A 25900-nucleotide genomic window follows, 5' to 3' on the forward strand; every position below is an offset into this window, starting at 1 on the left:
ACCGCGGCGTCTGCGAGACTGGAGCGGTGAGCGAAACGGATGCGGGGACCTACGTCGAAGCCGGTGAGTTCCGCCGCGACACCAACTACATCACCACGCGCATCACCGCCGACGGCCGGGACGGCTATCCGGTCGAGTCCGGGCGCTATCGGCTCGTCGCCGCGCGGGCCTGCCCGTGGGCCAACCGCACGCTCATCGTGCGCCGGCTGCTGGGGCTCGAACCCGTGCTGTCGCTGGGCCTGTGCGGACCCACCCACGACAAACTCAGCTGGACCTTCGACCTGGACCCCGGCGAAGTGGATCCGGTGCTGGGCATCCACCACCTGCGCGACGCCTACCTCGCCCGGTTCCCCGACTATCCGCGCGGGATCACCGTGCCCGCCGTGGTCGATATCCCGACCGGGCAGGTGGTCACCAACGACTACGCCCAGATCACCCTCGACTTCTCCACCGAGTGGACCGCGCACCACCGGCCGGGCGCGCCCCAGCTGTATCCGGAGGCCCTGCGCGAGCAGATCGACGAGATCAACCGCGAGGTGTTCCGCGATGTCAACAACGGTGTGTACCGCTGCGGATTCGCCGGAGCGCAGGACGCCTACGACATCGCCTACGCGCGCCTGTTCGCCGCGCTCGACCGGCTCTCGGAACGGCTGCGCACCCAGCGCTATCTGGTCGGTGACACCATCACCGAAGCCGACGTGCGGCTGTTCACCACGCTGGTCCGCTTCGACCCGGTCTACCACGGCCACTTCAAGTGCAACCGGACCAAGCTCACCGAGATGCCGGTGCTGTGGGCCTATGCCAGAGACCTGTTCCAGACGCCCGGTTTCGGTGACACCGTGGACTTCGGGCAGATCAAAGAGCACTACTACGTGGTGCACCGCGACATCAATCCCACCGGAATCGTCCCGGCGGGACCGGATCTGGCCAACTGGCTGACCCCGCACCACCGCGAGGAACTCGGCGGCAGGCCCTTCGGTGACGGCACCCCGCCGCCCCCGCCGCACACCACCGAACAGGTGCCCGCCCTCCCGGCGCGGTAGTCGCCCCCACGTCTTGCCATCGGCGACGGGCGCTTCTACTCTCGACTGCCATGCGAATATTCGTTCGCTGTAGTTCGAATATTCGGCACCGAGATGTCAGGGAGTCGCCCGTGTTCGATCGACTGGGCCGCGCGGCCGCCATCGCCGCGCTCGCCGCGGCCGCAGTGCTGACCGTTTCCACCGGCACCGCGACCGCGGGTTTCGGCACCCTCCCCCCGGCCAATCCCCACCTCGGCCCGCTCGGCACCGCGACCATGCACGGCGACGCCGAATCCTCCGACGCCACACCGTTCGCCGGGCCCGGCACCGGGAACATCGTCGGCGAGTTCCGTGAGCTCGCCGCGGCGTGCCCGACGATCCTGCAAGGCGCCGACGGCCTGCCGCAGGCACTGTGCACCAAGATCGTCGACCGGGCCCCGACGGTCTTCCTGCTCGATCCGGCCAGTGGGCAGCCGCTGGCCTCGCTCGACCTGGCCAAGGGCAGCCTGCTCGGCGGCGTGTACGCCTACCTCGACGACGGTGACCGGATGGTCACCGTCGACGGCAGCGGAAAACTGCTGCGCATCGGGCACCGCCACGACGGCGACGGCTGGACCGTCTTCGTCGACTCGGCCACCGAGATCTCCGCCGCCGTCACCGGACACTGCGGTGGCGGGGACTGCGACGCGGTGAGCTCGGTGATGCCCGACTTCGACGGCCGGGTCTGGTTCGCCACCGACAACGCCGCGGCCGGGTTCGCCGACCCGGCGACCGGCGCCGTGCACTCGATCGTGCTCGGTCCCGGCGAGCAGGTCGCCAACAGCATCTCCTCCGCGCCGCAGGGTGTCGCGATCGCCACCACGCACGCGCTGTATCTGGTCGACGTGGACGCCGCGGGCGCACCGCGAGTGGTGTGGCGCCGGCCCTACGATCGCGGCCCCGCGCGCAAGCCGGGACAGTTGTCCTGGGGCACCGGCGCCACGCCGACCTTCTTCGGCCCCGGCAGCGGCACCGAGTACCTGGCGATCACCGACAACGCGGTGCCTCGGGAGAACCTGCTCGTCTTCGACACCGCCACCGGCGCGCCGGTGTGCTCGGTGCCGACGGTCGACGGTACCGAGAACTCCCCCATCGGGTCGGGCACCAGCCTGTTCGTGGCGAGCACCTACGGCTACCCGTATCCGGCCGTGCCGGAGGGCGCCGGGCCGAGTGAACCGGCGAGCGCGCCGTTCACCGGCGGGATGGTGCGGGTGGATGTCGAGGGCGCCGGATGCCGGGTGGTGTGGACCAATTCGGCGCTTTCCGCGGCCGTTCCGCGGTTGTCGGTGGCCGACGGCAAGATCTACACCGTCACCCGGCACACCGTGATCCCGACCGGCAGCGCCGGACTGACCGACACCTTCCACTACGCCGTTATCGACGCCGCCACCGGCCGCGTCGAGACCGAGCAGCCGATCGGCGCGACCGCGATCCACAACACCCTGCAGATGGTGGGCACCATCGCCCCCGACCGGACGCTCTACCAGGGCACCATGAGCGGGCTGTTCCGGATCGCCCCGCGCTGAGCCCGGCCGGTTCCGGGTGATCGGGCTCAGGGCGCGTCGGCGAAGGGGACGTCGTGGGCGACCGCGGTGACGTGCAGGCCGTCGGCGCCCGGCTCGATGGCGGTGAGGCGGGCGCCCAGCGGGAGCTGACGCAGCGGCACGGTGAAGGTCAGCACGCTGCGCAGCAGGCTCAGCGGGATGGCCGGGCCACCGGCGGTGGACTGGGCCGAGACCGGGGTGACCTCGATCCCGTCGTCGGCCGGGGCGACCGTGACCACGACGATCGCGGGAATCGACAGGCCCTGCACCGGGAACGTCCCGGTGACCCGCAGCCCGTCCGGGCCGGGTGCGACCGACTCCACCCCGTCCGGTGCGAAACCGCGCACACTGTCGTAGGGCACCACGGCCGTGGCCGTCGCGGTGGCGGCGACCAGGTTCTCGGTGCGGCGGTTCAGCAGGTCCGTCAGCGGTGCGGTCACCTCGGTCAGCCGGACATCGAGGTCGCGCACGGTGATGTCCTCGCCGGTCCAGTCCCCGACGCGGATGTCGATCTCGGGATAGTGCCCGTCGACGGCCTGGGTCAGGAACGGGAACCCGCCGATCACCACCCGCGGCGGCTGCGGCAGGTCGTAGGCCGCGGCGACCCGCCTGCCGATCTCGTTCTGCGCCACCACCACCGCCACCCGGTCCCCGACGACCAGCGCCACCGCCAGCACGACGATCAGTATCAGCACCGCGCGCATGCGCTCACCTGCTCGGCCATCCCCCCATCATGCGCGACACCGTGCGCGGCGCAGCGCCGACAGCCGCGGCTGTTTGCGATGTGAGGACCCGGGTATCGCCCTGAATGGGTCCCCAGGACGGCCCACGGTCACGAGATGGCCGAGCAACTGTCTGAAAGGAATTGCCACGATGAGCTTTGCTGACAAGGCGAAGAACAAGGCCGAGGAACTGGCAGGCAAAGCCAAGGAAGCCACGGGTAAGGCCACCGACGACCGGGATCTGGAGCGCGAGGGTCGCGTGGATCAGACGAAATCCGATCTGAAGAACGCCGGCGAGAAGGTCAAGGACGCCTTCCGCGACTGAGCGCACACCGCCGGGGGCCGTCCGTTCGGGCGGCCCCCGGCGGTCCCCGCCCCGATTGCCGCCGCACCGAGCGGGTATTGCCCGGTGAGACGGCCCGGTTTCCCGGCCGTCGGGCAGTGGGCAGGAGGTCACCTGATGGACGACTATTCCTGGAACCTCGACGCCCGCGGCGAGACCGAGACGCAACGGCTCGACCGCAACTGGGCGTCGCTGTTGCAGGAGCTGCGCGTCGTCCAGACCGGAGTCCAGCTGCTCACCGGTTTTCTGATGGTGCTGCCGTTCCAGCCGCAGTTCGTCACCACCGGCACACCGATCAAGGTGCTGTATCTGGTGGTGGTGGCGGCCTCGATCGGCGCGACCGTGCTGCTGGTCGCCCCGGTGGCGGCGCACCGGCTGTTGTTCCGGCGCCACCGCATCGCCTGGCTGGTCGCCTCCACCCATCGCGTCGCGATCGGCGGGGTGATCCTGCTGGGAATCGCGCTGGTCGGCGTCGCGGTGCTGCTGTTCGGCATCGTGGCGGGCACCGTCGCCGCCGTGGCGGCCGGGGTCGTGTTCAGCGCGCTGTTCCTCGGTACCTGGCTGGTGTGGCCACTGCTCGAACGCGGGCGAACCCCCGACCGCTGACCCCCTCCGATCCGGAAGGACCCTGCGATGAACTCTCCGCAGCCGCACAATTTCCCCGACGACGAGCGCACCACCCGTTCGCACGCGGGAGAATCCATCGAGGACACCCGTAACTGGCCGGGTCTCATCCTCATCGGCCTCGGACTGGTGCTGGTCGGCCTCACGCTCACCGCGGCGGGCTACGGCTTCGCCGGTTGGGCCGCGATCGCCGGCATCGTGTGCGCGATCTGCCTCGTCGCCGGGATCGTCATCGTGGTCGCCGAGCATCGCCGGGTCAAGGCCGCCGAGGGGCTCGACCTCACCGATGAGCGCGGGCACTGAGCCCGCTCAGCCCTCCAATGTCGCCCGGACCAGTTCGGTGACCACGTCGGCGACGGCGTCCCGCTCACGCAGCGCGCGCACCTGTCGACGGGCACCGTTACCCCGGGCGGTGAGCGCGGCGATCGCCTCGGTGACGAAGGCATGATCGCCACAGTCGTGCAAGACGGGCTCGATGTGGGCGACGAGCCGGGCCAGCAGCTGCTGCTGCGGAACGACCCGGCCGTCGACCAGATCGAGCCCGTTGCCGTCGAGCCCGAAGCGGGCGGCGTTCCAATACGCGGCGCGCAGCAGCTCTCCCGGAACGGCCGGACCGATGTCGCCGCGGGTGATCGCCCGCAATCCGGTGCCGACCAGCCCTCTGATCAGGGCCGCCAGCAGCGCCGACTCCCCGACGGTGGCCGGGACGTCGCTCACCCGGATCTCGACGGTGGGAAACGACTCCGAGGGCCGGATGTCCCAATAGACCATCTTGTTGTCGAGGATGCTGCCGCCGGCCCGCATCATCGCCACGATCGATTCGAATTCGGCCAGCGAGGTGAAATACGGCGGCGGTCCCGCGCTGGGCCAGCGGCGCCACAGAATGCTGCGCCAGCTGGCGTAACCGGTCTCGCTGCCCCGGTAGATCGCCGAATTCGCGGTGACGGCCAGCAGGACCGGCAGCCAGGGCCGCACATGATTGCCCACCAGTACCGCGGTCTCGCGATCCGGGACTCCCACGTGCACGTGGCACCCGCACAGGCCCTGTTCGTGCGCGATCATGCCGAAGGTGTGCGCGATCCGCTGGTAGCGGTCGGTGTCGGTCACCGGGTAGCCCTCGGGCACCGTCGGCGGCACGGCGACCGCGAGCAGGTGCACGCCGTGGTCGACCGCGCACTGGGCCACCCGGCGACGCGACAGCCGCAGTTGCGCCAGCAGGTCACCGATGTCGGTGTGCACGTCGCTGCTGGTCTCGACCTGGCAGCTGGTGAGTTCCAGTTGCAGGTCGATCCCGGCCTCGCGGGCCGCCGCGGCGACCTCGGTGTTCTTCGGGGCCGGTGCCCCGGTGGCGGGGTCGGTCAGCAGGAACTCCTCCTCGACACCGACCGTGAGTGCGTGTTCGCCCACCGATGCGCTCCTTCACCCGAGGTCCGACGCTGTGCCCGGGTAATACCCCGGCGTGCGCACCGAAACCGGGTGCGCTGATTACCTCGGCGGAGCCGGGGCATTCGCTCTGAGCACCACCCCATCGATCGACCGGACGACAGGACAACCGCCATGCGTCTGATCCGAGCCCCCGGTGTGTACCGCCCGCAGGCCGACAGCTGGCTGTTGTGTCGCGCCCTGCGCGATCTGCCCCGGATTCCCGGCGCCCGGGTGCTCGACGCCTGCGCCGGTACCGGGGTGGCCACGCTCGCCGCCGCGGCGGCCGGTGCGGGCAGTCTCACCGCCATCGACCTGTCGTGGCCGGCGCTCCTGTCGACCTGGCTGAACTGCCGGGTGCGTGGCATCGCCGTCGAGCTGCTGCACGGTGACTTCAGCGCCGCGCTGCGGCTGCCGCGCTTCGACCTCGTGGTGGCCAACCCGCCCTATGTGCCCGCCGCCGCATCCCGGGCGCGCGGGCCCGCGCTGGCCTGGGACGCCGGTCCGGACGGTCGCAGCGTGCTCGACCGGCTGTGCCACACGCTGCCCGATCTGCTCACCGACCGCGGGTGCGGGCTGATCGTGCACTCGGCGATCAGCGATCCGGACCGCAGTCTGTGCCAGTTGCGGGGGCGCGGTGTCGCCGCCCAGGTGGTCGCCGGGGGCACGGTGCCGTTCGGGCCGGTCCTGCGGTCGCGGGAGCGGTGGCTGGCCGAGCGCGGCCATATCCGGCCGGGGCAGGACGAGGAGGAATTGGTGGTGATCCGCATTGACCGCACAGAGTCGTCCGTCGTCGGGGACCGGCAGTGAGCCACGGCGGGTGGTGCTCGTCGACGGTGGTCCCGCCCTGATCGACGGGCCCGTCGACCTGGTGACCGCCGACGGCGAGGTCCTGCACTGCGACCGGTTCCGGGTCGCCCTGTGCCTGTGCCGCCGCTCCTCGATCTACCCGCTGTGCGACACCAGCCACCGGCGCAGACAGCGTGGCGCCCGCACCGACGAGGCACGATGACCGCCGCGGCGCCGCAGCGCGCACTGCCTGCCCCGCGCGGCGAGCTCTCGGCCCGGCTGGTCGAATCGCTCACCCGCGCACCGGGTTCGCCGGTCCCGGCGGTCGGTGAGCTCGATCCCTTCGGCGAGGATCTGCTGCTCGCCCTGCACACCTGCTACGAACTGCACTATCAGGGATTCGCCGCGGTCGACGACGGCTGGGAGTGGGACCCCGGGCTGCTGGGTGTGCGCGCCGCGCTGGAACGGCAGTTCCTCGCGGCGCTGCGGGCGGGGGTCGACGGCGGCGACGATGTCGACGGTGAGCTCGCCCCGCTGCTGGAACCGGCGGCCGAGGGCACGGGGATCGCCGGATTCCTCGCCGAGCGCGGCACCGCCGATTTGCTGCGCGAGTACTTCGTGCACCGCTCGATCTATCACCACATCGAGGCCGACCCGTACGCCTGGGTGATCCCGCGATTGCGGGGCCAGGCGAAGGCGGCGCTGGTCGCGGTCGAGTTCGACGAGTTCGGCGGCGGCCGCGGCGAGCGGGTGCACGCGCAACTGTTCGCCGACCTGCTGGCCGGGGCCGACCTCGACCCCGGCTACCTGCACTACCTCGACATCGTGCCCGCGCCGATGCTGGCCCTGGTCGACATGATGTCGCTGCTGGGGCTGCACCGGGGGCTGCGGGCCGCCTCGGTCGGGCATTTCGCGTCGGTCGAGATCACCTCGTCCCCGGCGTCGCGCCGGCTGGCCGACCTGGCCCGCGACCTGCTGCCCCACCCGGCGTGCGCGCGCTTCTACACCGAGCACGTCGAGGCCGATGCCGTGCACGAGCAGGTGATGCGCCGGGAGGTGATCGGTGCGCTGCTGGCGGCCGAGCCCGCGGCGGCCCGCGAGATCGTCTTCGGGATCCAGGTGACCAACCTGCTCGAGGACCGTTTCACCGAGCACGTGCTGGGCCGCTGGAGGCGGGGCGAGACCTCGCTGCGCGCGCCGCTCGCTCAGCGCGCCGGCGCGGAGGCCGCCTCGATCGAGGTGTAGTAGCGGAACAGCGGACGCACGCCGACCAGGTCCAGCGCCCGCTCCACCTCCGGCCTGCCGGTGACCAGGCGCAGATCGATGTCGTGGCGCGCGGCCACACGCTTGGCCTCGGCGAGCGAGGCGGCGACCCGGATGCTGAGGAAATCGGTGCCGCGCAGGTCGAGCACCATCATCCGCGCACCCGAGCGCCGGGACCGTTCGAGCAGGGCGCGCAGCTCGGGGGTGTGCGCGGCGTCGAGTTCGGCTCCGGCGACCATCACCCAGCAGCCCGGTTCGCCCCGCCGGCGCAACCGCTGCACCATGCTCGCCTGGGTGGATCCTCGATACCAGCGCAGTCGGCTCGCATGCCGACGACGGGTCACGACAGCCATCGAACCTCCGTCAGAAGGAAGTTCCGGTCGGTCGTGGCAGCACAGCGACCGGGATCGGCTGGGGTCTCAACCTGATCCAATTCTGGCACGGGTCACTGCCGCTGTCACCGCCTCGGCGGCGGACGGCTCATTTCGGGTCGTTGCCGGTCGATTCCGGTTCGTCCGGCCCGCGCGGAGTGCGCTTGCGGGCCAGCAGAACCACCGCGACGACAACGACCAGCGCGACGATCACCACGATTTCCATGACCGGCGCGTACCCCACACTCGATCCCTCAATCGCGGTCGGCAGCGTCGGCGGCGACATCCCGGGCGCACACCTCGCCGTCACCGGCGGCGGAGCTGTTTCGCGACATCGGCAGAGGGCATGACGACAGTGTCGACCCGGCAGGCCGGATGCGCGGGAATTCCCGCGCCGACCACCACTCAGGAGGACAGCATGACTCCACTCCGCCTCACCGAACCCACTCCACCGCCCCCGTTCCCACCCGGCCCCGGCCCGGACCCGGTGCCGCCCACCCCGGGTGACCCGGTGCCGCCGTCACCACCCGATCCGTCACCGTCACCCACGCCGTCACCCACTCCCCCGCCGCGGCCCACCCCGTCACCGCCACCCGTCCCGCCCCCGTCCCCGGAGCCCGAACCGTTTCCGCCGGTTCCCGGGCCAGACCCGCGACTGCCCGACCCTTCGGCCCACGAGTAGGCAGCGGCGAGGCCGCCGATCGCCATGGACCACGGCACCGCCCCGCTGCTCGCCGCGGTATCAGGCCCGCTGCAGGTGCTGATGGACATCGCCGATCAGGCTTCGTGGGCGGTGAGCAGGAGGTGGTCGAGGCGGGTGCGCAGCGCGGCGTCACCGCCGGCCATCTGCGGCAGCCGCGCGGCCACCCGTTCGGCGATGGTGCGCAGTTTGACGTTGGTCTCCTGGGAGCGCCAGCGCAGCACCTGGAAGGCCTGGTCGGAGGTGATCGCGTAGACCAGCATCAACGCGCCCTTGGCCTGCTCGATCTCGGCGCGGGCCGCCAGGAGATCCGGCAGCGCGGTGTCGATGGCCTCGCGCCGGTATTCGGCGGCGGAGCCGGAGACGTCGATGTAGTAGCCGGCGGTTCCGACGACCGCGCCGGAATCGTCGACCATCGGTTCGGACACCACCAGCACATCGCGCTGCTGTCCCCGGGTGTCGATGATGCGATGGTGGCTGGAGAAGGTGCCGACGCGGTCGATGGAGGTGAGCATCGCCGCGACCCGGTCCCGGTCGTCGGGATGTTTGTGCGCCAGCAGCATGTCGAGTGTAGGAACCGTCCCGGGTGGGTACCCGTGCATCTGGGCGACCTCGTCCGACCACTCCCACCGATGCTCGACGAACCAATACCGGAATCGCCCGACAGCCAGCGATTCTCCCCCACCGAGCACCCGCTCCACCTGCACCCGCGCCGCCGCGCCGTCCGGTCCGATCATGTGCCGATTATCCCCGATCGCCGGCGCCGAAAAGCCGTGCCGCCACACCCACCGCCATCCCCACCTGACGCGCGGTGTTCAGCACCCCGGAGGCCAAGCCCGCGAAGTCCGGATCGGCCGACGCCATGGCCGCGCCGTTCGCACTGGGACCGAAGAGCCCGCAACCGAATCCGACGATGGCGGTGCCCACGAGCAGCACCGGCATGCCTGTCCGGCCCGTCGACCGCCACGCACGCCACCAACCCGATCGGCACGTTCACCAGGAAGATCGACCGCCACCCGAGCACCTCGGTCAGCACACCTCCACCCACCGGCCCCACGATCAGCGCGATCCCTCCGGTCGCACCCCACACCGTGATCGCCCGCGCCCGCCGCGCCGGTTCGGGATGCAGACGCGTGATCAGCGCCAAGGTCGTCGGCAGGATCCCCGCACCGAAAACACCTTGCAGGCACCGGAACCCCAGCAGAACCGGCAGCGTCGGACTCAGCGCACACGCCAGCGACGCGACAGTGAAACCACCGAGTGCCCACAGGAACAGCCTGCCCGCACCGATCCGATCGGCGAGCACCCCCGCACTGAGCAGCAACGCGGCCAGCGGAATCGTGTAGATACCGATCAACCATTGCAGCGCCGCCATGGTGCCGCCGGTCTCGGCCTGAATCGCGGGCCTGTTGGGGCGGCTCGTGCAGGATTCCGCGGTGGTGGCCGATCCCGCTCTGCTGGAGCCGATTTCGACGATGTTCGCCTGGATCCAGGAGAGCATCCGGGAGGTTCTCGCCGAGGGGGTGGCGCGCGGGGAACTCGACAGCGCACTCGATGTCGACGCCTTGGCCACGACCGTGCTCGCGGTGCGGCAGGGCGCCTATGTGCTCGCGCGTGGGGCCCAGTCCGAGGAGCCGTTCCGGCGGGCCGCCGCGGGCATCCTGCAGTTGCTGCCCGAGGGCCGGGGTCAGTCGGCGGCGGTGTAGGCGAGGATGCTGCGGTGGGCGGTGTTCCAGGCCGCGGAGGTGGCGTCGGCGAATTCGCCGTGACCGGTGCCGCGCAGGATCTGGAGATCGGCGACGATGCCCGCGCGGGCCAGGGCCTCGACGAAACGGATGCTCTGTGCGGGGACGACGACGCGGTCGTTCGCGCCGTGCAGGGCGGTGACGCGGATGGCGGCGGCGGGCAGCTGGTGGATGGGCGAGGCGTCGCGGTAACGGTCGGGGACCTCACCGGGCGTCCCACCGAGCAACTTCGGGACGAAGGCGTCGCGGTTGTCGGTGACCGCGGAGTCGAGGTCCAGGACGGCGGCCATCAGGGTGAGGCTGCGGATCCGGATCTCCGGATGCCGCGGCGGATGCGCCGACCAGCGCCCGGCGACCCAGGCCGCGAGCTGGCCCCCGGCGGAGTGCCCGGCCAGGTGCACCCGCCCCAGGTCGAGCAGATTGCCCACGCGCGGTGCCACCGTGTCGGCCAGCGCGGTGACGGCGTCGTCGACATCGGTGAGGGTCACCGGCCAGCCACCGCCCCCACCCACGCGCCGGTATTCGACGTTCCACACCGCGACCCCCTCGCGGGCCAGGGCCCGGGCGTGCGCGTCGAACTGGGCCAGCGTGCGGCCCTGGGTCCAGCCGCCGCCGTGGACGAGCACCACCACCGGCAACCGGGTGCTGGCGGTCGGCGGGAGATAGAGGTCGCCGAAGGTGTCCGGTTCGTTGCCGTAGGCGATGCGCTGGACGCTCTGCGGGTGTGCCACGACCTCGCTGACGACCGGCTCGGCGGGCGCCGACAGCTCGGCGGCCCGGGCTCCCAGCACCGCCGCCACCACGCTCACAGCCACGAGGAACCGTCGTCGGCCAGCTGCCACCGGGAACCTCCTTTTACACCCCTGAGCAGCACGGTACCGCGCCGGTGACGCTCAGACGGTGAGGCGGCGGCCCACCGTGGCGCGGCTCACCACCAGCCGAGCAACGGTTGCAGTTCGCGCCCGAGCGGTCCCGCCAGCGAGCGCGAATAGCTGGCGGTGAGGTGGTGCTCGTCGTGGTAGATGAGAATGTTGCCCTCTTCGACCAGGCAGCGCGTCTGCTCGCACACCGCGTCGCTCAGGTCGATCGGGAAGACGCTGGGAAACGCCGAGGCGGGCTCGAGTCCGGGGTTCACCGGATCGAGCGCGTCCTCGCGGGCCATGCCGCAGCTGCTGCGGTCACCGCCACCGGCCAGGCAGTCGACCGCCTTGTAGCGCACGGTGCCGCGACGCAACCAGGGGGTATCGCGCACGGCGATGACATTGAGGCCGCGCTCCGACAGGGCCGTCCACACGTCGAGGTAATCGCCCGGGGTCTCGTCACCGCCGGTGTCGCGGGGGCGGGTGCCGGTGGTGAAGACCCAGTCGGGGCGGTCGGCGTCGAGCCGGTCGATCACCTCGGCCGACCAGTCCCGGCAGTCCGGGTTCGCCTCGCCCTTGTACATGGCGTCCTCGGCCAGCGTGAGCGGGCAGCCCATCTTCAGATACACCTGGATGCGGAAGCTGTGTTCGGTCGCCAGGACCTGCAGGGCGGGCAGCCAGTGCTCGGCGTGCGAACTGCCGACCAGGGCCAGGGTGCGCTCGGCGTCGGGGTCGCCGTAGGTGCAGGTGACCAGGTCGCGGGTGTCCCAGTCGGCGATGCACCCGTCGACGGTGGGCGGAGGCAGCTCGGCGGGTGCCTCGAAGACCGTGGGCCGCATCGGCGCGTCGGGGACGGGCGCGCCCGCGGCCAGTGCCTCGGCGCCCGGGTACCGCTGCGGATCGAGCACGCCGACCGCGGCCGACGGGTTGACCCGGACCACGGCGTACTGCCACCCGGCCGCCGCCGTGATCGTGGCCACCAGCAGCACACCCACCCCGGCCGTGACCAGCCTGCGTGGTCGCGCGCCCCCGACCGGGCGCACCGCGCCACGCTGTCGCAGCGGTTCCTCGACCCAGCGGTGGGTGAGCCAGGCCAGTAGCACCGACACCCCGATCACCGCGGCCCCGCCGACGAGACCGGCGCGCGGATGTCCCCGCTCGGCGAGGAAGAAGATCAGGATCGGCCAGTGCCACAGGTACAGCGGGTAGGCGATGTCGCCGAGCCATCGCATGGCGGGGTGGGCCAGCAGCTGATTGACCGCGGGCCAGTCCCGCACCGGCAGTCCCGACGCGGACAGGATGACCGCCACCGCCGCGCCCACCGGCAGCAACGCGGCCGGACCGGGGAACCGGTTCGCGGCGTCGAGCACGATCCACCCGCACAGCACCACACCGGCGACACCGAGGAACGCCGCGAGCGACCGCACGAACCGCGACCGCGGCAGCGACGGCGCCAGCACCGCGAGCGCGGCCCCCGCCAGCAGTTCCCAGCCGCGGGCGGCGGTGTCGTAGTAGTTCCAGCCCTGCCTGGTCGTCATGCCGTGGGCCGCGAACACGAACGAGCACAGCGCGCCCGCGACCACCACCGCGCCGACGACGAGCCGGACCCGATGCGGCCGCGACAGCCGCGCGCACACCCAGCCGACGGCCCCGATCACGAGCAGTATCGCCAGATAGAACTGCCCCTGCACCGCCATCGACCACAGGTGTTGCAGCGGGCTCACCGACGGATCGGCGGCCAGGTAGTCCGACCAGGTCAGCGCGAGCTGCCAGTTCTGGTAGTAGAACAGCGAGGCCAGCACCTGCGCCGCCACCGTGGACCACTGCGTGTACGGCAGCACCAGCACGGTGGCGACGACGACCGCGGCCAGCACGACCGCCATGGCCGGGACGAGCCTGCGCAGCGTGCGCCGCAGCACCCCGGTCGCCCAACCCGGTTCCGGGGACTGCGCCCGGCGCAACACCATGCCGGTGAAGAAGAAGCCCGACAGCACGAGGAAGACGTCGACCCCGCCGGACACGCGCCCGAACCACACGTGGAAGACCACGACCAACGCGATCGCCAGACCCCGCAGACCGTCCAGATCGAATCGGTACGCCGAGCGCTCGGCGCCGTCCGCCGACGGACTGTGCGTCCGCGCCGGGCGGGGTACCGATTCGATCTCCGGGGGTCTGGCCATGACGAATCTCCTATCACGCCGCGCCGGCCCGGGCCATTCCTCCTGGCACCGAATGTGATCTGGCACGCACTGCCATTCCCGCGGGCCCGGCCGCGGTGACCGGCCGCCGAACGGCATTCCCCGCTTGTCGGCGGTCGCTGCTAGGGTCGGTCGAGTTCTGACACGGGGTGCTTTGCGACCGCAAGGCTGAGAACAGACCCGGGAACCTGTTCAGGTAATGCTGACGAAGGGATGTCACGGTGTTGCGCGCCCACACCACCACCACACAGAGATTCACCGACGAGCTCTGGGAGCAGACGACAGCGCTGCGCACCGCGATCGACGATCTGGAATTCCTGCGCCGTCTCGGTGACGGCACCCTGCCGCTCGACGCCTTCCGCGTCTACATCGAGCAGGATTCGCTGTACCTCACCGGCTACGCCAAGGCGCTGGCCCTGCTGGCGGCCAAGTCGCCCGATCCGCAGACCGCGGCCTTCTGGGCGAACTCCTCGGCGACCGCGGCCACCGTCGAATCGGCCATGCACGACCAGCTGCTCACCGGCGGCGTGCTGCCGCCGCGCGAGGGCGAACCGGAGCACACGCCGACCTGCCTGGCCTATGTCTCCTTCCTGATCGCCACCGCCGCGACCGACTCCTACGCCGTCGCCGCCGCGGCGGCCCTGCCCTGCTTCTGGATCTACGCCGAGGTGGGCCGGGAGCTGGCCGCGAGCGCCGCGCAGGTGATCGCCGCCGATCCCGCGCATCCGTACGCGCAGTGGGTCACCACCTACGGCGCCGAGGAGTTCCAGCAGTCCGCGGCCACCGCCCGCGCGCTGGTGGACGCGGCGGCCGAGTCGGCCGGTCCGCGCGAGCGGGCGGCGATGGCCACGGCCTTCACCCTCGCGGTGCGCTACGAACTGCTGTTCTGGGACACCGCCCTGCACCCGCAGCCCTGGCCCGCCGGATGAGCGCCCGTCTGCGCCGCGCGCTCGCGGCCGTGCTCGCCTCCGTCGCCGTCGTCTCGGTGCTCACCGCCTGCGGATCGGGCGGCGGGTCCGGCGACACCATCCGCTTCGCGTTGGACTGGACACCGAACACCAACCACACCGGCCTCTATGTGGCCTTGCAGCGCGGCTATTTCGCCGACGCGGGCCTGGACGTGGAGGTACTGCCGTACAACAACACCGCCGTCGACACCGTGATCGACGCCGGGAACGCGGAGTTCGGCATCAGCACCCACAATTCGTCGACCTTCGCGCGCGCCTCGGGCGCGCAGGTCCGTTCGGTGCTCGCGCCGCTGCAGCACTGGGCCACCGGAATCGGCGTGCGCGCCGACCGCGCCGACCTGACGAGCCCGAAGGATCTCGACGGCAAGACCTACGCCGGGTTCGGTGACCCGGGCGAGCGGGAGGCGCTGCAGCAGGTCATCCGCAATGCCGGTGGCACCGGCGATTTCACCTCGGTGACGCTGGGATCGTCGGCGTATGAGGCCGTCTACTCCGGCAAGGCCGACTTCACCGTCTCCTACCTGGCGTGGGAGGGCATCGAGGCCGAACACCACGGCACCCCGATGCGGTACTTCCGCTACACCGACTTCGGTTTCCCGGATTCCTACGCCATCGTGATCGACGCCAACGAGGGCTGGCTGGCTGAGAATCCCGAGCGCGCCGCGAAGTTCGTGCAGGCACTGCAGCGCGGCTACCAGTTCGCCGCCGACAACCCGGACCAGGCCGCCCAGGATCTCCTGGACGCCAACCCCGGCGCGTTCACCGACGAGAAACTGGTCTTCGAGAGCCAGCGCATGCTGGCCGAGCAGTTCATGAAGGACGCCGACGGCAAGGTCGGCACGCAGACCGTGCAGCAGTGGGCGGCCAATTCCGGGTTCCTCTACCGCAGCGGGCTGCTCACCGGTCCCGACGGCAGGCCGCTGACCACCGAGCCGGACTGGTCGACGTACTTCACCGATGAGTACCTCGGCACCGCCTGACCCGCACGCGAAGCCGCGGCCCCGGTCCGCGTGGGCGGGTCTGCGGTGGGCGCTGCCGTCGCTGCTCACGGTGGCGGCGCTGGTCGTGCTCTGGCAGGTCTACGTCACCAGCAGCGGGATCCGTCCGCAGGTGCTGCCCTCGCCGATGCGCGTGGCCGAGCAGGGCTGGGCCCATCGCGACGACATCGCCACGCACGCGGCCGCCACCCTGCAGGTCACCCTGCTCGGGTTCGCGGTCTCGCTGACGCTGGCCTGGGTGCTGGCGATCGTCGTGGACTTCTCGCCGTGGCTGCGGCGGGCGCTGGTGCCGTTGTTCGTGGCCTCGCAGACGGTGCCGATCATCGCGATCGCGCCGCTGATGATCATCTGGTTCGGTTTCGGGCTGCTGCCGAAGATCCTGGTGGTCTCGCTGGTCACCTTCTTCCCCATGGCCATCGGGCTGATCGAGGGGTTCGCCGCGGCCGATCGCGAGGCGGGCGCGCTGCTGCGGAGCATGGGCGCCTCGCGGGTGCAGGTGTTCCGGTATGTGCGGCTGCCCTCGGCGATCCCGCGGTTCTTCACCGCGTTGCGCATCGGGATCACCTATGCGGTGGTGGGCGCGGTGTTCGCCGAATACGTCGGCGCCAGCGTCGGTCTCGGCATCTACATGAGCCTGCAGAAGAATTCCTTCCGCACCGACCTGGTGCTGGCCGCGGTCCTGGTGACGGCGTTGCTCAGTATCGCGCTCTACCTGGCGACCTTCGCGATCGAGCGCCTCGTCGCGCCGTGGTCGCGGGCGCAGAACAGGAGCAGGCATGACTGACGCCGGAGACGACCGCATCGTCGTCGACCGTCTGACCAAGTCGTTCCCGCAGGAGGGCAGGCGTGGCGAGCGGCTCGACGTGCTGGCCGGGGTGTCGTTCAGCGTGCGCGCGGGCGAGTTCGTCACGGTGATCGGGCCCAGTGGCAGCGGCAAGAGCACGGTGTTCAACATGCTGGCCGGTCTCGAGTCGCCGGATTCCGGCAGCATCCGGTTCCACGGTCCCGGCACCGGCGCGCACTGCGCCTACATGCCGCAGAAGGACCTGCTGTTCCCCTGGCGTTCGGTCCTGGACAACACCGTCCTCGGCCTGCGGGTGCAGGGCGTGCCGAAGGCCGAGGCCCGCCGCCGCGCCCGCGAGTTGTTCCCCGCCTTCGGCCTGGCCGGATTCGAGGACGCCCGGCCCGAACAGCTCTCCGGCGGGATGCGGCAGCGAGCGGCCATGCTGCGCACCGTCGTCCAGGAGCGCGAACCGCTGCTGCTCGACGAACCGTTCGGCGCCCTGGACTCGCTGACCCGCACCGAGATGCAGTCCTGGCTGCAGGACGTGTGGCAGCGCTACCGCTGGACGGTCCTGATGATCACCCACGACATCCGCGAGGCCGTCTACCTGTCCGACCGCGTCGTCGTCCTGTCCGCGCGCCCCGCGACCGTCCGCCACGAACTGCGCGTCGACCTCCCCCGCCCCCGCGACCTGTCGCTGATCACCACCCCGGAATTCGTCGCGCTCGAGGAACAACTCCTCGAGATCCTGCACGAGGAATCCCGGCGCGCACTCGCCCAGCAGCACCCCGCGGCCCCGCGCCGCTGAGTCATCGCACCGGCGCGGGCTCCAGCGTGTCGAGAACACCCATCAGCAGCGCGCGCACACGCGGCCAGGCCGGGTGCAGATCGTCGAAGCCGGGAATGGCGGCCAGGGTGGAGGATCCGCGTGCGGTCGAGACGGCGACCGAGACGAAATCGGGGAAACCGGGCGAGCGCGCGTAGGTCGGCAGCGCGGCCGCGGCGACCTCGTGGATGGCCAGCAGGCCCGCTCGGGTCACCGGGACCACCAGTTCGGCCAGGTCCGGGTCGGTGCGAGCGGCATTGAGCAGTTCCAGGACCGCGGGGCAGACGGGCAGCGTGTGCAGGTCCCAGAGCCGGTCGAGCAGTTCCTCGGCCCGGTCGCGTTCGTCCGCGGCGCGCAGCGGAGTGGCCCGCGCGTCGGCCGCGAGTTCCTCGACCATCCGCTGGAGCGCGGCGAAGACCAGGGCGTTCTTCGTCGGGAAATAGTGCTGCTGCGCGCCCTGACTCACCCCCGCCCGCTCGGCGACCCGGCGGGTGGACAGTGCGGCGTACCCGCCCTCGGTGAGCACCTGGATGGTCGCCCGCAGCAGGGCTTCGACGGTGGCCGCACGGCGTTCGGGCTGGGTACGCGACTGTTTGGACACCCCGCGATGCTACCGGCAATCCACATTTATCAGTCATATGACTTGTAATGCGGTCGACTGGTAACTACCGTGGCTCGGCATGAAGAACTTCACCGGCAAAGTCGCCGTGATCACCGGCGCCGCCTCTGGCATCGGCCGGGCGTTGGCCGTCGAACTCGCCTCGCACGGTGCCTTGCTGGCCCTCAGTGATGTGGACGCCACCGGATTGGCGCGCACCGCCGAACTCTGTGGCGGCCGCCCGCACCAGCGGGTCCTCGATGTCGCCGATCGCGCGGCGGTGCACGCCTACGCCGACGAGGTGGCGGCCCACTTCGGGACGGTGAACCTGGTGGTCAACAATGCGGGCATCACCAAGTTCGGCACCGTGGACGAGACGCCCTATCCGGATCTCGAGGCGGTGATGGACGTCGACTTCTGGGGTGTCGTGCACGGCACGAAAGCGTTCCTGCCGCACCTGATCGCCTCCGGTGACGGGCACCTGGTCAATATCTCCAGCATCTTCGGCCTGTTCGGGGTGCCGAGCCAGAGTTCCTACAATGCCGCCAAATTCGCGGTCCGCGGCTACACCGAGGCCTTGAGCCAGGAGATGCGCATCGCCGGTCACCCGGTCGCCGTCACCTGCGTGCATCCGGGCGGTGTGAAGACCGGCATCGTCGCGAGCGCCACCTCGAGCACCGGCACCGATATGAGCGCCCTGCGCACCCTGTTCACCGAGAAACTCACCCCGACCAGCCCCGAGGCCGCCGCTCGCACCATCCTGCGCGGCGTGCGCGCCCGCAGGACCCGGGTGCTCATCGGCTACGACGCCGTCGCACTCGACGGGCTGGTCCGGCTGCTCGGCCCCGCGTATCAGCGGGTCTTCGCCACGGTGGCGACCCGGCTGCTCGGCGCGCACGCTCGCCCCGGCACTGCGGCGGTGCGCGCCCGATGACCGAGACCACCCAGCTCACCCTCGCCGACCGGGTCGACCTCCCGTGCGGCGCCGCCCTGAACAACCGGCTGATGAAATCGGCGATGAGCGAAGCCCTCGGCGACGCCGACCACCGGCCCACCGAGGCCCTGGTCCGGCTGTACCGGCAGTGGGCGGCAGGCGGATACGGCCTGGTCGTCACCGGCAATGTCATGGTGGACCGCCGTCATCTCGGCGAGCCCGGCAATGTCGTGATCGAGGACGACCGCGACCTGGCCCTGCTGCGCGCATGGGCGCGGACCTGCGCGGGCACCGGTACCGCGATCTGGATGCAGCTCAATCATCCCGGGCGTCAATCGAATCCGCTGGGCCGGGTGCGCCCGGTGGCGCCCAGCGCGATCGCCGCCGGGGTACCGGGCGCGAGCACGCCACGCGAGCTCACCGGAGCCGAGATCCACGACATCATCACCCGTTTCGACACGGCTGCCGCGGTGGCCGAGGAGGCCGGGTTCGACGGTGTGCAGATCCATGCCGCGCACGGCTATCTGATCACCCAGTTCCTGTCGCCGTCGGCGAACCGGCGCACCGACGAGTGGGGCGGAGATCCCGTGCGCCGCAGGCGGTTCCTGCTCGAGATCGTCCGGGCGATCCGCGCGCGCGTCTCCCCCGGTTTCGCCGTCGCTGTGAAACTCAACTCCGCCGATTTCCAGCGCGGCGGGTTCTCCGAGGACGAGTCGCGCGAGGTGGTGCGCGCGCTCACCGCCGAGCGGGTCGATCTCATCGAGATCAGCGGTGGGTCCTACGAATCCCCCGCGATGATGGGTGCGGCGGCGTCCACGATCGCGCGCGAGGCGTACTTCCTGGAGTACGCGCGCACCGTCGCCGGGATCGCCGCCACGGTGCCGGTCGCGGTGACCGGCGGTTTCCGCACACCGAGCGCGATGACCTCGGCGGTCGCCGCCGGGGACTGTGACGTCGTCGGCATCGGCCGGCCTGTCTGCCTGCTCCCCGCCGCGGGTCGCGCCGTCCTCGACGACACCATCGACCGCCTCCCCAGCCACACCGTCACCCTCCCCCTGGCCGACCGGTTCGCACGCCTGCGCCCGATCCAGAGCTTGCTCGACCTGCAGTGGTACACCGATCAACTGCACCGGATGGGCGCCGGGAAGGACCCCGACATCGGCCGCCCGTGGTGGCGCACGGCCGTGTCGGCGACCCTCCGCAACGGCACCGATCTTCTGCGACCCAAACGCGGCTGATACTCACCGGTCGGCGGCGACGTAGGCGAGCGCCGTCGACCGGCAGTGTCGAAGCCCCGTCGTCGGGGTGCTCAGATCTGGAAAGTCAGTCGGGCGGGAGCGATGTAGTCCGTCGGGTCGAGCAGGGAACGTAGTTCCGGGCGGTGCTCGGCGGGGATGCGGTCGAGTTCGGCGTGGAGGGTGGCGGTGTAGGTGGCGGCGGGGGCGGTGAAGCCGGGGAGCCAGTTGTCGTGGTGGGCCGGGACGAACAGCCGGGGGCGCAGGGCCTCGATGTAGGTGCGGGGGTCGCGCAGGCCGTTGGTGAGCTGGTTGAAACCCTGGATGGCGCCGATCTGGAGATCGGTGGGCGCGAGGCCGGCGAAGACGTCGAACACCTGGGGTGCCTTCTCGAGGAGCGGTCCGGCCGAATCGTGCCAGACCAGCGAGAATCCGGGGGTGCGCAGCTGGTACAGCAGGCAGCCGCCTTCCTCGTCGCGCAGTCGTGGCAGCCCGACGCGCAGATCGTCGAGGGTGGGTGGGTGCTGGGCGATGGCGCACAGGTCCGGCACCGGGAAGAACGGTGCCGAGCCCTGCACGGGGTCGGGCGCGGTCGGGCCCGAATGCAGGTGCCGGACCGCGGTCACCGCGATGTCGCCGACGCGGAACTCGTGGACGCTGCCCGGCGCGGTGGCCGCGTCACCGAGCGCCACCGTGCCGAACCCCGGGTCCGGGACCTGGGCGCGGATGGTCGCGCAGTGCTCGGCCGTCCCGTGCACCACCGCGCCGCTCGCCTGCGCGATCCGGCCCGCGTCACCGGCGTGGTCGAAGTGCCCGTGCCCGATCAGGATCGCGGCGGGCCGCAGATCCGCCAGATCCTGCGCGGTAGCGGGCACATACCCCGCACTGCTCAATCGGGGCACCCACGCGTCGAGCAGCAGCACCGTGCCCGCGAACGCCACCGCGTAGGTCGCGCACCCCACCCACGACAGCACCACCCGGTCCGGGCGCACCTCGCCGGTGCCCGCGTCCACGGTGTCGGTGCCGAAGAAACGCTGCCGGGCGGCGATCGTGCGAGCGTCGGCGGGGGCTCCCGACGCCGTGGCCGCGCCCAGCGCCACCAGGGCGCCGCCGCCGAGCATTCCGCCCAGCATCCCCCGCCTGCTCACCAGCCGCCGCGCCGCACCGCACATACCGGTACTAGACCACGGACCCGGCCGTCCGACAGGGAATTCCGGATTCCCCGGGGACACGCGACCGGCGTCCGGGTGCCGGAATCGCCGGGCCACCGGTCGTAGAGTGCGAATTCCGGAGGCCGACGAGACCGCGGCGAACCGTGACCGTCGCGCCCGGCCGGTGCCGCGTGGCACGGTGGAGGCACACCGTCACCGACCGAGGGGAACGGACATGACACAGCACAGTGACAGTCCGCACGGTGCGGACGCGATCGTCGTCGGGATCGACGGCTCGGACGGATCGACCACGGCCGTGCGGTGGGCCGCCCGTGTCGCCGCGGACCGCGACCGCGCCCTGCACCTCGTGCACTGCACCGATCCGATCGCCGACCGGACCCCGCGCAGCGCCTACGACGCCTTCATCTACGCCACCATGCAGGACATCCACCTGGCCGCCGAGCGCATCCTGGCCACCGCCCGCGACGACGCGCTCGCCGCCGCACCGGGCCTGACGGTCACCACCGAACTCGCCGCCGGGCACCCCGCCCGCACCCTCGTCACCGCCTCCGCGCACGCGCACCTGGTGGTCCTCGGCGTGCGCGACTCGGCGGGCACACTCGCCCACCTCGGTTCGACGCTGCTCGCGGTGACCGCGCACGCGCACGGCACCGTGGTCATCGTGCGCGGGCCCGATCCCGGACGCGACGGGCCCGTGGTGGTGGGTGTCGACGGCAGCGATGTCGGCGAGCCCGCCATCGGCGCCGCGTTCGCCGAGGCCGCCCAGCGCGGGGCCGAGCTGGTGGCCGTGCACGCGTGGAGCGATCTGTCGCGCGGGCAGTTCGCCGGAACCGGCTATCTCGAACTGCCGATCGCGGACCTGGCCGTCGCCGAGGAGGCACTGCTGGCCGAACGGCTCGCCGGGTGGACCGAGCAGTTCCCGGACGTGCCGGTGCGACGCGAGGTCGAGGTGTTCGGGCCCAGGGAACGGCTGGCGCACTGGTCGCGCACGGCGCAGCTGCTCGTCGTCGGCAGTCGCGGCCGCGGCGGATTCCGCGGGCTGCTGCTCGGGTCCACCAGCAACTGGCTCGTCCAGCACGCCGACTGCCCGGTCATGGTCGTGCATCCCGGCTGACCTCGCCGCCAGGGCACTCGGTCCCCGGAACAAGGGCGCGAAGACCGTCTCGGCACACCCGATCGGAGGAGCACACTGACTGGTATGAGCGAGGATCCGGTTCCCGGGCTGTCCACGATCCGCGCGGCCGTCGAGCTCGGCTGCCGGGCACCGTCGGTACACAACACCCAGCCGTGGCGGTGGGTCCTCGACGGTGACCGGTTGCAGCTGCTGCGCGACCCCGACCGGCTGCTGGGGGCGGCCGATCCGCACGGACGCCAGGCGGTGATCAGCTGCGGCGCGGTGCTCGACCACGTGCGCACGGCCTTCGCGGCGCACTGCGTGCACGCCGAGGCCGACCGCCTGCCCGACCCCGCCCGGCCGGATCTGCTGGCCACCCTCACCTTCCGGCCGTGGCCGGATCCACCGGTGGAACTGTTCCGCCGCGCCGAGGCGATCGCCCACCGCTACACCGACCGGCTCCCGATGACCGAACCCGCCGGCTGGGCCTCGGTCCGCCGCGCGCTCGACGAGGTCGTCACCCCGCATGGGCTGACTCTCGACGTCCTGCCCGAGGACGCCCGCCCGCGCCTGGCCCTCGCCTCCGAGCAGACCGCCTCGCTGCGCGCCTACGATCCGCAGTACCAGGCCGAGATCGGCTGGTGGACCGGCCATCCCGGGGCCAGGGAAGGCATCCCGCCCACCGCGGTGGTCTCCGACTCCGAACGCGCCCGTGTCGGGGTGGCCAGGGACTTCCCCGCCGCAGGCCCCTCGGCGCGGCGCGGCGAGCTGCACGACCGCGCCCGGCTCACGGTGCTCACCGCGACCGACGAATCCCCGATGAGCTGGTTACGCACCGGGGAGGCCCTGTCCGCGATGCTGCTCGCCTGCACCGCGGACGGGCTGGCCACCTGTCCGCTGACCCACGTCACCGAACTGGTCGCCGCGCGCCGCCTGCTCGGCAGCATGATCGGGCACCCCGGCGTCCCGCAGGTCGTGGTGCGGGTCGGCTCCGCCCCCGATCCGGCCAGGCCGGCTCCCACCCCGCGCCGCCCGCTCACCGATGTCCTGCGCGAACGCCCGTCGGGGGCCACTGGTCCCGTCTCCGGGTGACCTTCGCCCCTCCCCGTCACGGGTACCGGCGACCAGACTCGTACCGAGGACGCCCACCGGCCGCCCGCGGCGGACAATGGAGACACCGGCGCCGAACTCCGAGGAGGACTCGCGATGACCACGGTATTCCTGGTCGACGACCACGAGATCGTCCGGCGCGGCGTCGCCGATCTGATCGCGCTCGAGCCCGACCTCGAGGTGATCGGCGAGGCGGGCACCTGCGCGCAGGCCCTGGCCCGCATCCCCGCCCTGCGTCCCGAGGTGGCGGTGCTCGACGTGCGGCTACCCGACGGCAGCGGGATCGAACTGTGCCGTGAACTGCTCTCGGCCGAACCCACGCTGCGCTGCCTGATCCTCACCTCGTTCACCGACGAGCAGGCCATGCTCGACGCCATCCTCGCCGGGGCGAGCGGCTATGTGGTCAAGGACATCCGGAGCCTCGAGCTCATCGACGCCGTGCGCGAGGTCGGCGCGGGCAAGTCGCTGCTGGACAATCGCGCCGCGGCCGCGCTGATGGCCAAACTGCGCGCCGAGGCCGAGGAGAAGACCGGCCCGCTGTCCACCCTGACCGATCAGGAACGCACCCTGCTGGCCCTGCTCGGCGAGGGCCTGACCAATCGCCAGATCGCCGCGCGCATGTTCCTCGCCGAGAAGACCGTCAAGAACTACGTGTCCCGGCTGCTGACCAAGCTCGGCGTGCAGCGGCGCACCCAGGCCGCGGTGATGGCCGCCGATCTCGACCCGTCGCGGCGGCGCTGACCTCACGATGCCCACCACCCGGACGTGCGAGAATCCCGGTATGGACGAAGCGCCGGGGGTCGGCGGCCTGCCACCGGTCGCCCGCACCCTGTCCCAGTTGCGATTGCGCGAGCTGCTCGGCGAGGTGCAGGACCGGATCGCCCAGATCGTCGACGTCCGTGACCGGATGGACCGGTTGATGGAGGCCATGCTGGTGGTGACCGCGGGCCTGGACCTGGACAACACCCTGCGCACCATCGTGCACACCGCCATCGAACTCGTCGACGCGCGCTACGGCGCGCTCGGTGTGCGCAGCGCCGACAAGACCAGCGACCAGCTCTCCGAATTCGTCTACGAGGGCATCGACGACCGCACCCGGGTGCTGATCGGGGACCTGCCGCGCGGGCACGGCGTGCTCGGGCTGTTCTTCGCCGACCCGCGCCCGCTGCGGCTGACCGACCTGTCCCGGCACCCGTCGTCGGTGGGGTTTCCCGACCATCACCCGCCCATGCGGACCTTCCTCGGAGTGCCGGTGCAGGTGCGCGAGGAGATCTTCGGCAACCTGTATCTCACCGAGAAGGCAGGCGGGCAGGAGTTCACCGAGGACGACGAGGTGGTGGTGCAGGCGCTGGCCGCGGCGGCGGGGATCGCGATCGAGAACGCCCGCCTCTACGAGCAGTCGCGGGTGCGCCAGCAGTGGCTGGAGGCCATCCGCGATGTCGCGACCGAACTGCTGGCGGGCAGCCCGTCCGCCGAGGTGCTGCGCCTGGTCGCCGAACGCGGCCAGGCGCTCACCGGCTCGGCCTGTACTTTTCTCGCGCTGCCCGAGGACCCGGATGTGCCGCCCGAGGAGATCGGTGAACTGGTGGTGGTCGCCGCGGCCGGTGCCGACGCCGAGCGCCTGATCGGCACCCCGCTCCCCCTGGCCGACCGGCACACCGGCGAGGCCTTCCATTCCGGGCGCGCGGTCACCACGCATTCCCCGGCCGACATCCCGATCCTGGTCTCGACCGACCGCTTCGGACCGGTGCTGACCCTGCCGCTGCGCGCGCACGGCATCGTCACCGGCGTACTGACCTCGGTCTTTCCCGCCGGTGCCGTGCTGCCCGGTGAGTCCGATCAGGCCCTGCTGACCACCTACGCCGATCAGGCGGCGGTGGCCCTGCAACTGGCCGACACCCAGCGCCGGATGCGCGAACTCGACGTCTTCGCCGACCGCGACCGGATCGCGCGCGGGCTGCACGATCACGTGATCCAGCGCCTGTTCGCCGTCGGCCTGTCCCTGCACGCGACCATGCAGCGCGCCAGGAGCGGCGAGGTGCGCAACCGGCTCGAGGACACCATCGACGACATCCAGGCCATCGTCGGCGACATCCGCCACTCGATCTTCGACCTGCAGTCCAACACCACCACCGACTCGGCGACCTACCGTAAGCGCCTGCACGACATCATCACCGGGATGACCGCCGACAGCGGCGTGCGCACCACGGTGCGCCTGGCGGGCCCGGTCACCGTGCTCGAGCCACCGCTGACCGACCACGTGGAGGCCGTGCTGCGCGAGGCGCTGAGCAACGCGGTGCATCACGCGCGGGCGAGCACCGTCGCGGTGGAACTGACGGTGCGCGACGACGTCACGATCGAGGTCTCCGACGACGGGATCGGCATCCCCGCCGAGACCACGCACCGCCGGGGGCTGGCCAATCTCGCGGCCCGTGCCGCCGAGGTGGGTGGCACATTCCATGTCGGGCCGCGGGAGCAGGGCGGCACGACCCTGCGCTGGTCGGCCCCGCTGGCCTGAC

Annotated in this window: 29 protein-coding genes and 1 riboswitch; of the genes, 19 read left to right on the plus strand and 10 right to left on the minus strand. The window is 71.5% G+C overall.

All coding sequences use genetic code 11. The annotated features are described in order from the left end of the window. The first annotated feature begins 26 nt into the window (after positions 1 to 26). Both ACFC06_RS04325 and ACFC06_RS04330 read left to right on the plus strand, forming a co-directional pair. Positions 27 to 1043 (plus strand): glutathione S-transferase family protein, encoded by a 1017-nt coding sequence (locus ACFC06_RS04325; RefSeq protein ID WP_375927737.1) that lies wholly within the window; start codon positions 27 to 29, stop codon positions 1041 to 1043. Positions 1044 to 1153: 110 nt separating this feature from the next. Continuing rightward, positions 1154 to 2587, plus strand: a complete 1434-nt coding sequence (locus tag ACFC06_RS04330) for a hypothetical protein (RefSeq protein WP_375927739.1) — start codon at positions 1154 to 1156, stop codon at positions 2585 to 2587. A gap of 26 nt (positions 2588 to 2613) precedes the next feature. Here ACFC06_RS04330 and ACFC06_RS04335 read toward each other — a convergent pair whose 3' ends face one another. Continuing rightward, positions 2614 to 3309, minus strand: a complete 696-nt coding sequence (locus tag ACFC06_RS04335) for a DUF2993 domain-containing protein (protein ID WP_375927741.1) — start codon at positions 3307 to 3309, stop codon at positions 2614 to 2616. 169 nt (positions 3310 to 3478) lie between these two features. Between ACFC06_RS04335 and ACFC06_RS04340 the strand changes: the two genes are divergently transcribed. The 3 genes from ACFC06_RS04340 (at position 3479) to ACFC06_RS04350 (ending at position 4597) form a co-directional block, all read left to right on the plus strand. Beyond that, on the plus strand, positions 3479 to 3652 hold the full coding sequence (locus ACFC06_RS04340) for a CsbD family protein (RefSeq protein ID WP_375927743.1): 174 nt from the start codon (positions 3479 to 3481) through the stop codon (positions 3650 to 3652). Between the two features lie 135 nt (positions 3653 to 3787). Continuing rightward, positions 3788 to 4276, plus strand: coding sequence for a DUF6328 family protein (locus tag ACFC06_RS04345; protein WP_375927745.1), 489 nt, complete (start codon positions 3788 to 3790; stop codon positions 4274 to 4276). 27 nt (positions 4277 to 4303) lie between these two features. Then, positions 4304 to 4597: a hypothetical protein gene (locus ACFC06_RS04350; RefSeq protein ID WP_375927746.1), complete on the plus strand. Its 294-nt coding sequence runs from the start codon at positions 4304 to 4306 to the stop codon at positions 4595 to 4597. Between the two features lie 6 nt (positions 4598 to 4603). Here the strand turns inward: ACFC06_RS04350 and ACFC06_RS04355 are convergent, their stop codons facing one another. Beyond that, on the minus strand, positions 4604 to 5701 hold the full coding sequence (locus tag ACFC06_RS04355; RefSeq protein ID WP_375927748.1) for a glutamate--cysteine ligase: 1098 nt from the start codon (positions 5699 to 5701) through the stop codon (positions 4604 to 4606). A gap of 150 nt (positions 5702 to 5851) precedes the next feature. Between ACFC06_RS04355 and ACFC06_RS04360 the strand changes: the two genes are divergently transcribed. The 3 genes from ACFC06_RS04360 to ACFC06_RS04370 are packed head-to-tail and all read left to right on the plus strand — an operon-like array spanning position 5852 to position 7750. Beyond that, positions 5852 to 6526, plus strand: coding sequence for a HemK2/MTQ2 family protein methyltransferase (locus ACFC06_RS04360; RefSeq protein WP_375927750.1), 675 nt, complete (start codon positions 5852 to 5854; stop codon positions 6524 to 6526). 10 nt (positions 6527 to 6536) lie between these two features. After that, positions 6537 to 6728, plus strand: a complete 192-nt coding sequence (locus tag ACFC06_RS04365) for a CDGSH iron-sulfur domain-containing protein (RefSeq protein WP_375927752.1) — start codon at positions 6537 to 6539, stop codon at positions 6726 to 6728. After that, the gene (locus tag ACFC06_RS04370) at positions 6725 to 7750 is read left to right on the plus strand and encodes an iron-containing redox enzyme family protein (protein ID WP_375927754.1); all 1026 of its coding nucleotides are present in this window, start codon (positions 6725 to 6727) and stop codon (positions 7748 to 7750) included. The genes ACFC06_RS04365 and ACFC06_RS04370 overlap by 4 nt, the downstream gene beginning before the upstream one ends. Here the strand turns inward: ACFC06_RS04370 and ACFC06_RS04375 are convergent. From ACFC06_RS04375 to ACFC06_RS04390, 4 genes are all read right to left on the minus strand, one after another. Continuing rightward, on the minus strand, positions 7711 to 8121 hold the full coding sequence (locus ACFC06_RS04375; protein ID WP_375927756.1) for an STAS domain-containing protein: 411 nt from the start codon (positions 8119 to 8121) through the stop codon (positions 7711 to 7713). The genes ACFC06_RS04370 and ACFC06_RS04375 overlap by 40 nt on opposite strands. A gap of 127 nt (positions 8122 to 8248) precedes the next feature. After that, positions 8249 to 8425 carry a hypothetical protein gene (locus tag ACFC06_RS04380; protein ID WP_375927758.1) on the minus strand — a complete coding sequence of 59 codons (177 nt, stop codon included), beginning with the start codon at positions 8423 to 8425 and terminating at the stop codon, positions 8249 to 8251. Between the two features lie 491 nt (positions 8426 to 8916). Continuing rightward, positions 8917 to 9576 carry a PAS and ANTAR domain-containing protein gene (locus tag ACFC06_RS04385; protein ID WP_375927760.1) on the minus strand — a complete coding sequence of 220 codons (660 nt, stop codon included), beginning with the start codon at positions 9574 to 9576 and terminating at the stop codon, positions 8917 to 8919. Then, positions 9573 to 10340: an MFS transporter gene (locus tag ACFC06_RS04390; RefSeq protein ID WP_375927762.1), complete on the minus strand. Its 768-nt coding sequence runs from the start codon at positions 10338 to 10340 to the stop codon at positions 9573 to 9575. Before ACFC06_RS04390 ends, ACFC06_RS04385 begins: the two co-directional genes overlap by 4 nt. Here ACFC06_RS04390 and ACFC06_RS04395 point away from each other — a divergent pair. Further along, on the plus strand, positions 10315 to 10545 hold the full coding sequence (locus ACFC06_RS04395; protein ID WP_375927764.1) for a TetR family transcriptional regulator C-terminal domain-containing protein: 231 nt from the start codon (positions 10315 to 10317) through the stop codon (positions 10543 to 10545). The two genes, ACFC06_RS04390 and ACFC06_RS04395, sit on opposite strands and share 26 nt — an antisense overlap. Here the strand turns inward: ACFC06_RS04395 and ACFC06_RS04400 are convergent. Beyond that, positions 10527 to 11426 carry an alpha/beta hydrolase family protein gene (locus ACFC06_RS04400; protein ID WP_375927766.1) on the minus strand — a complete coding sequence of 300 codons (900 nt, stop codon included), beginning with the start codon at positions 11424 to 11426 and terminating at the stop codon, positions 10527 to 10529. The two genes, ACFC06_RS04395 and ACFC06_RS04400, sit on opposite strands and share 19 nt — an antisense overlap. 86 nt (positions 11427 to 11512) lie before the next feature. Further along, a complete protein-coding gene (locus ACFC06_RS04405) occupies positions 11513 to 13624 on the minus strand; it encodes an SGNH hydrolase domain-containing protein (RefSeq protein WP_375927768.1) in 2112 nt (703 codons plus the stop codon). 153 nt (positions 13625 to 13777) lie between these two features. Next, positions 13778 to 13873: riboswitch (TPP riboswitch) on the plus strand. On the opposite strand from ACFC06_RS04405, the gene ACFC06_RS04410 reads away from it, so the two are divergent. The 4 genes from ACFC06_RS04410 to ACFC06_RS04425 all read left to right on the plus strand — a co-directional run bounded on the left by ACFC06_RS04410 (position 13864) and on the right by ACFC06_RS04425 (position 17200). After that, positions 13864 to 14571, plus strand: a complete 708-nt coding sequence (locus ACFC06_RS04410) for a TenA family protein (RefSeq protein WP_375927770.1) — start codon at positions 13864 to 13866, stop codon at positions 14569 to 14571. (Overlaps the previous riboswitch by 10 nt.) Next, complete coding sequence (locus tag ACFC06_RS04415; RefSeq protein WP_375927772.1) at positions 14568 to 15590, plus strand: ABC transporter substrate-binding protein; 1023 nt, start codon at positions 14568 to 14570, stop codon at positions 15588 to 15590. Before ACFC06_RS04410 ends, ACFC06_RS04415 begins: the two co-directional genes overlap by 4 nt. After that, entirely contained in the window at positions 15568 to 16392 is an 825-nt protein-coding gene (locus ACFC06_RS04420) for an ABC transporter permease (RefSeq protein ID WP_375927774.1), read from the plus strand. Before ACFC06_RS04415 ends, ACFC06_RS04420 begins: the two co-directional genes overlap by 23 nt. Next, on the plus strand, positions 16385 to 17200 hold the full coding sequence (locus tag ACFC06_RS04425) for an ABC transporter ATP-binding protein (protein WP_375927776.1): 816 nt from the start codon (positions 16385 to 16387) through the stop codon (positions 17198 to 17200). Before ACFC06_RS04420 ends, ACFC06_RS04425 begins: the two co-directional genes overlap by 8 nt. A 1-nt stretch (position 17201) precedes the next feature. Here ACFC06_RS04425 and ACFC06_RS04430 read toward each other — a convergent pair whose 3' ends face one another. After that, positions 17202 to 17819 (minus strand): TetR/AcrR family transcriptional regulator, encoded by a 618-nt coding sequence (locus ACFC06_RS04430; RefSeq protein WP_375927778.1) that lies wholly within the window; start codon positions 17817 to 17819, stop codon positions 17202 to 17204. A gap of 79 nt (positions 17820 to 17898) precedes the next feature. Between ACFC06_RS04430 and ACFC06_RS04435 the strand changes: the two genes are divergently transcribed. Further along, positions 17899 to 18750: an SDR family NAD(P)-dependent oxidoreductase gene (locus ACFC06_RS04435; RefSeq protein WP_375927780.1), complete on the plus strand. Its 852-nt coding sequence runs from the start codon at positions 17899 to 17901 to the stop codon at positions 18748 to 18750. Continuing rightward, a complete protein-coding gene (locus tag ACFC06_RS04440) occupies positions 18747 to 19988 on the plus strand; it encodes an NADH:flavin oxidoreductase/NADH oxidase family protein (RefSeq protein ID WP_375927782.1) in 1242 nt (413 codons plus the stop codon). Before ACFC06_RS04435 ends, ACFC06_RS04440 begins: the two co-directional genes overlap by 4 nt. A 71-nt stretch (positions 19989 to 20059) precedes the next feature. Here ACFC06_RS04440 and ACFC06_RS04445 read toward each other — a convergent pair whose 3' ends face one another. Further along, a complete protein-coding gene (locus ACFC06_RS04445) occupies positions 20060 to 21157 on the minus strand; it encodes an MBL fold metallo-hydrolase (RefSeq protein ID WP_375927784.1) in 1098 nt (365 codons plus the stop codon). 214 nt (positions 21158 to 21371) lie between these two features. Here ACFC06_RS04445 and ACFC06_RS04450 point away from each other — a divergent pair, with 214 nt between their 5' ends. The 4 genes from ACFC06_RS04450 to ACFC06_RS04465 all read left to right on the plus strand — a co-directional run bounded on the left by ACFC06_RS04450 (position 21372) and on the right by ACFC06_RS04465 (position 25899). Further along, positions 21372 to 22271: a universal stress protein gene (locus tag ACFC06_RS04450; RefSeq protein ID WP_375927786.1), complete on the plus strand. Its 900-nt coding sequence runs from the start codon at positions 21372 to 21374 to the stop codon at positions 22269 to 22271. Positions 22272 to 22355: 84 nt separating this feature from the next. Further along, complete coding sequence (locus ACFC06_RS04455) at positions 22356 to 23363, plus strand: Acg family FMN-binding oxidoreductase (protein ID WP_375927788.1); 1008 nt, start codon at positions 22356 to 22358, stop codon at positions 23361 to 23363. A 114-nt stretch (positions 23364 to 23477) separates the two neighbouring features. Next, on the plus strand, positions 23478 to 24122 hold the full coding sequence (locus tag ACFC06_RS04460) for a response regulator (protein ID WP_375927790.1): 645 nt from the start codon (positions 23478 to 23480) through the stop codon (positions 24120 to 24122). 40 nt (positions 24123 to 24162) lie between these two features. Beyond that, positions 24163 to 25899, plus strand: coding sequence for a GAF domain-containing protein (locus ACFC06_RS04465; RefSeq protein WP_375927792.1), 1737 nt, complete (start codon positions 24163 to 24165; stop codon positions 25897 to 25899). Position 25900 lies beyond the last annotated feature (1 nt).

Source organism: Nocardia sp. NPDC056064, assembly GCF_042266925.1.
In the GTDB taxonomy this organism is placed as follows: domain Bacteria; phylum Actinomycetota; class Actinomycetes; order Mycobacteriales; family Mycobacteriaceae; genus Nocardia.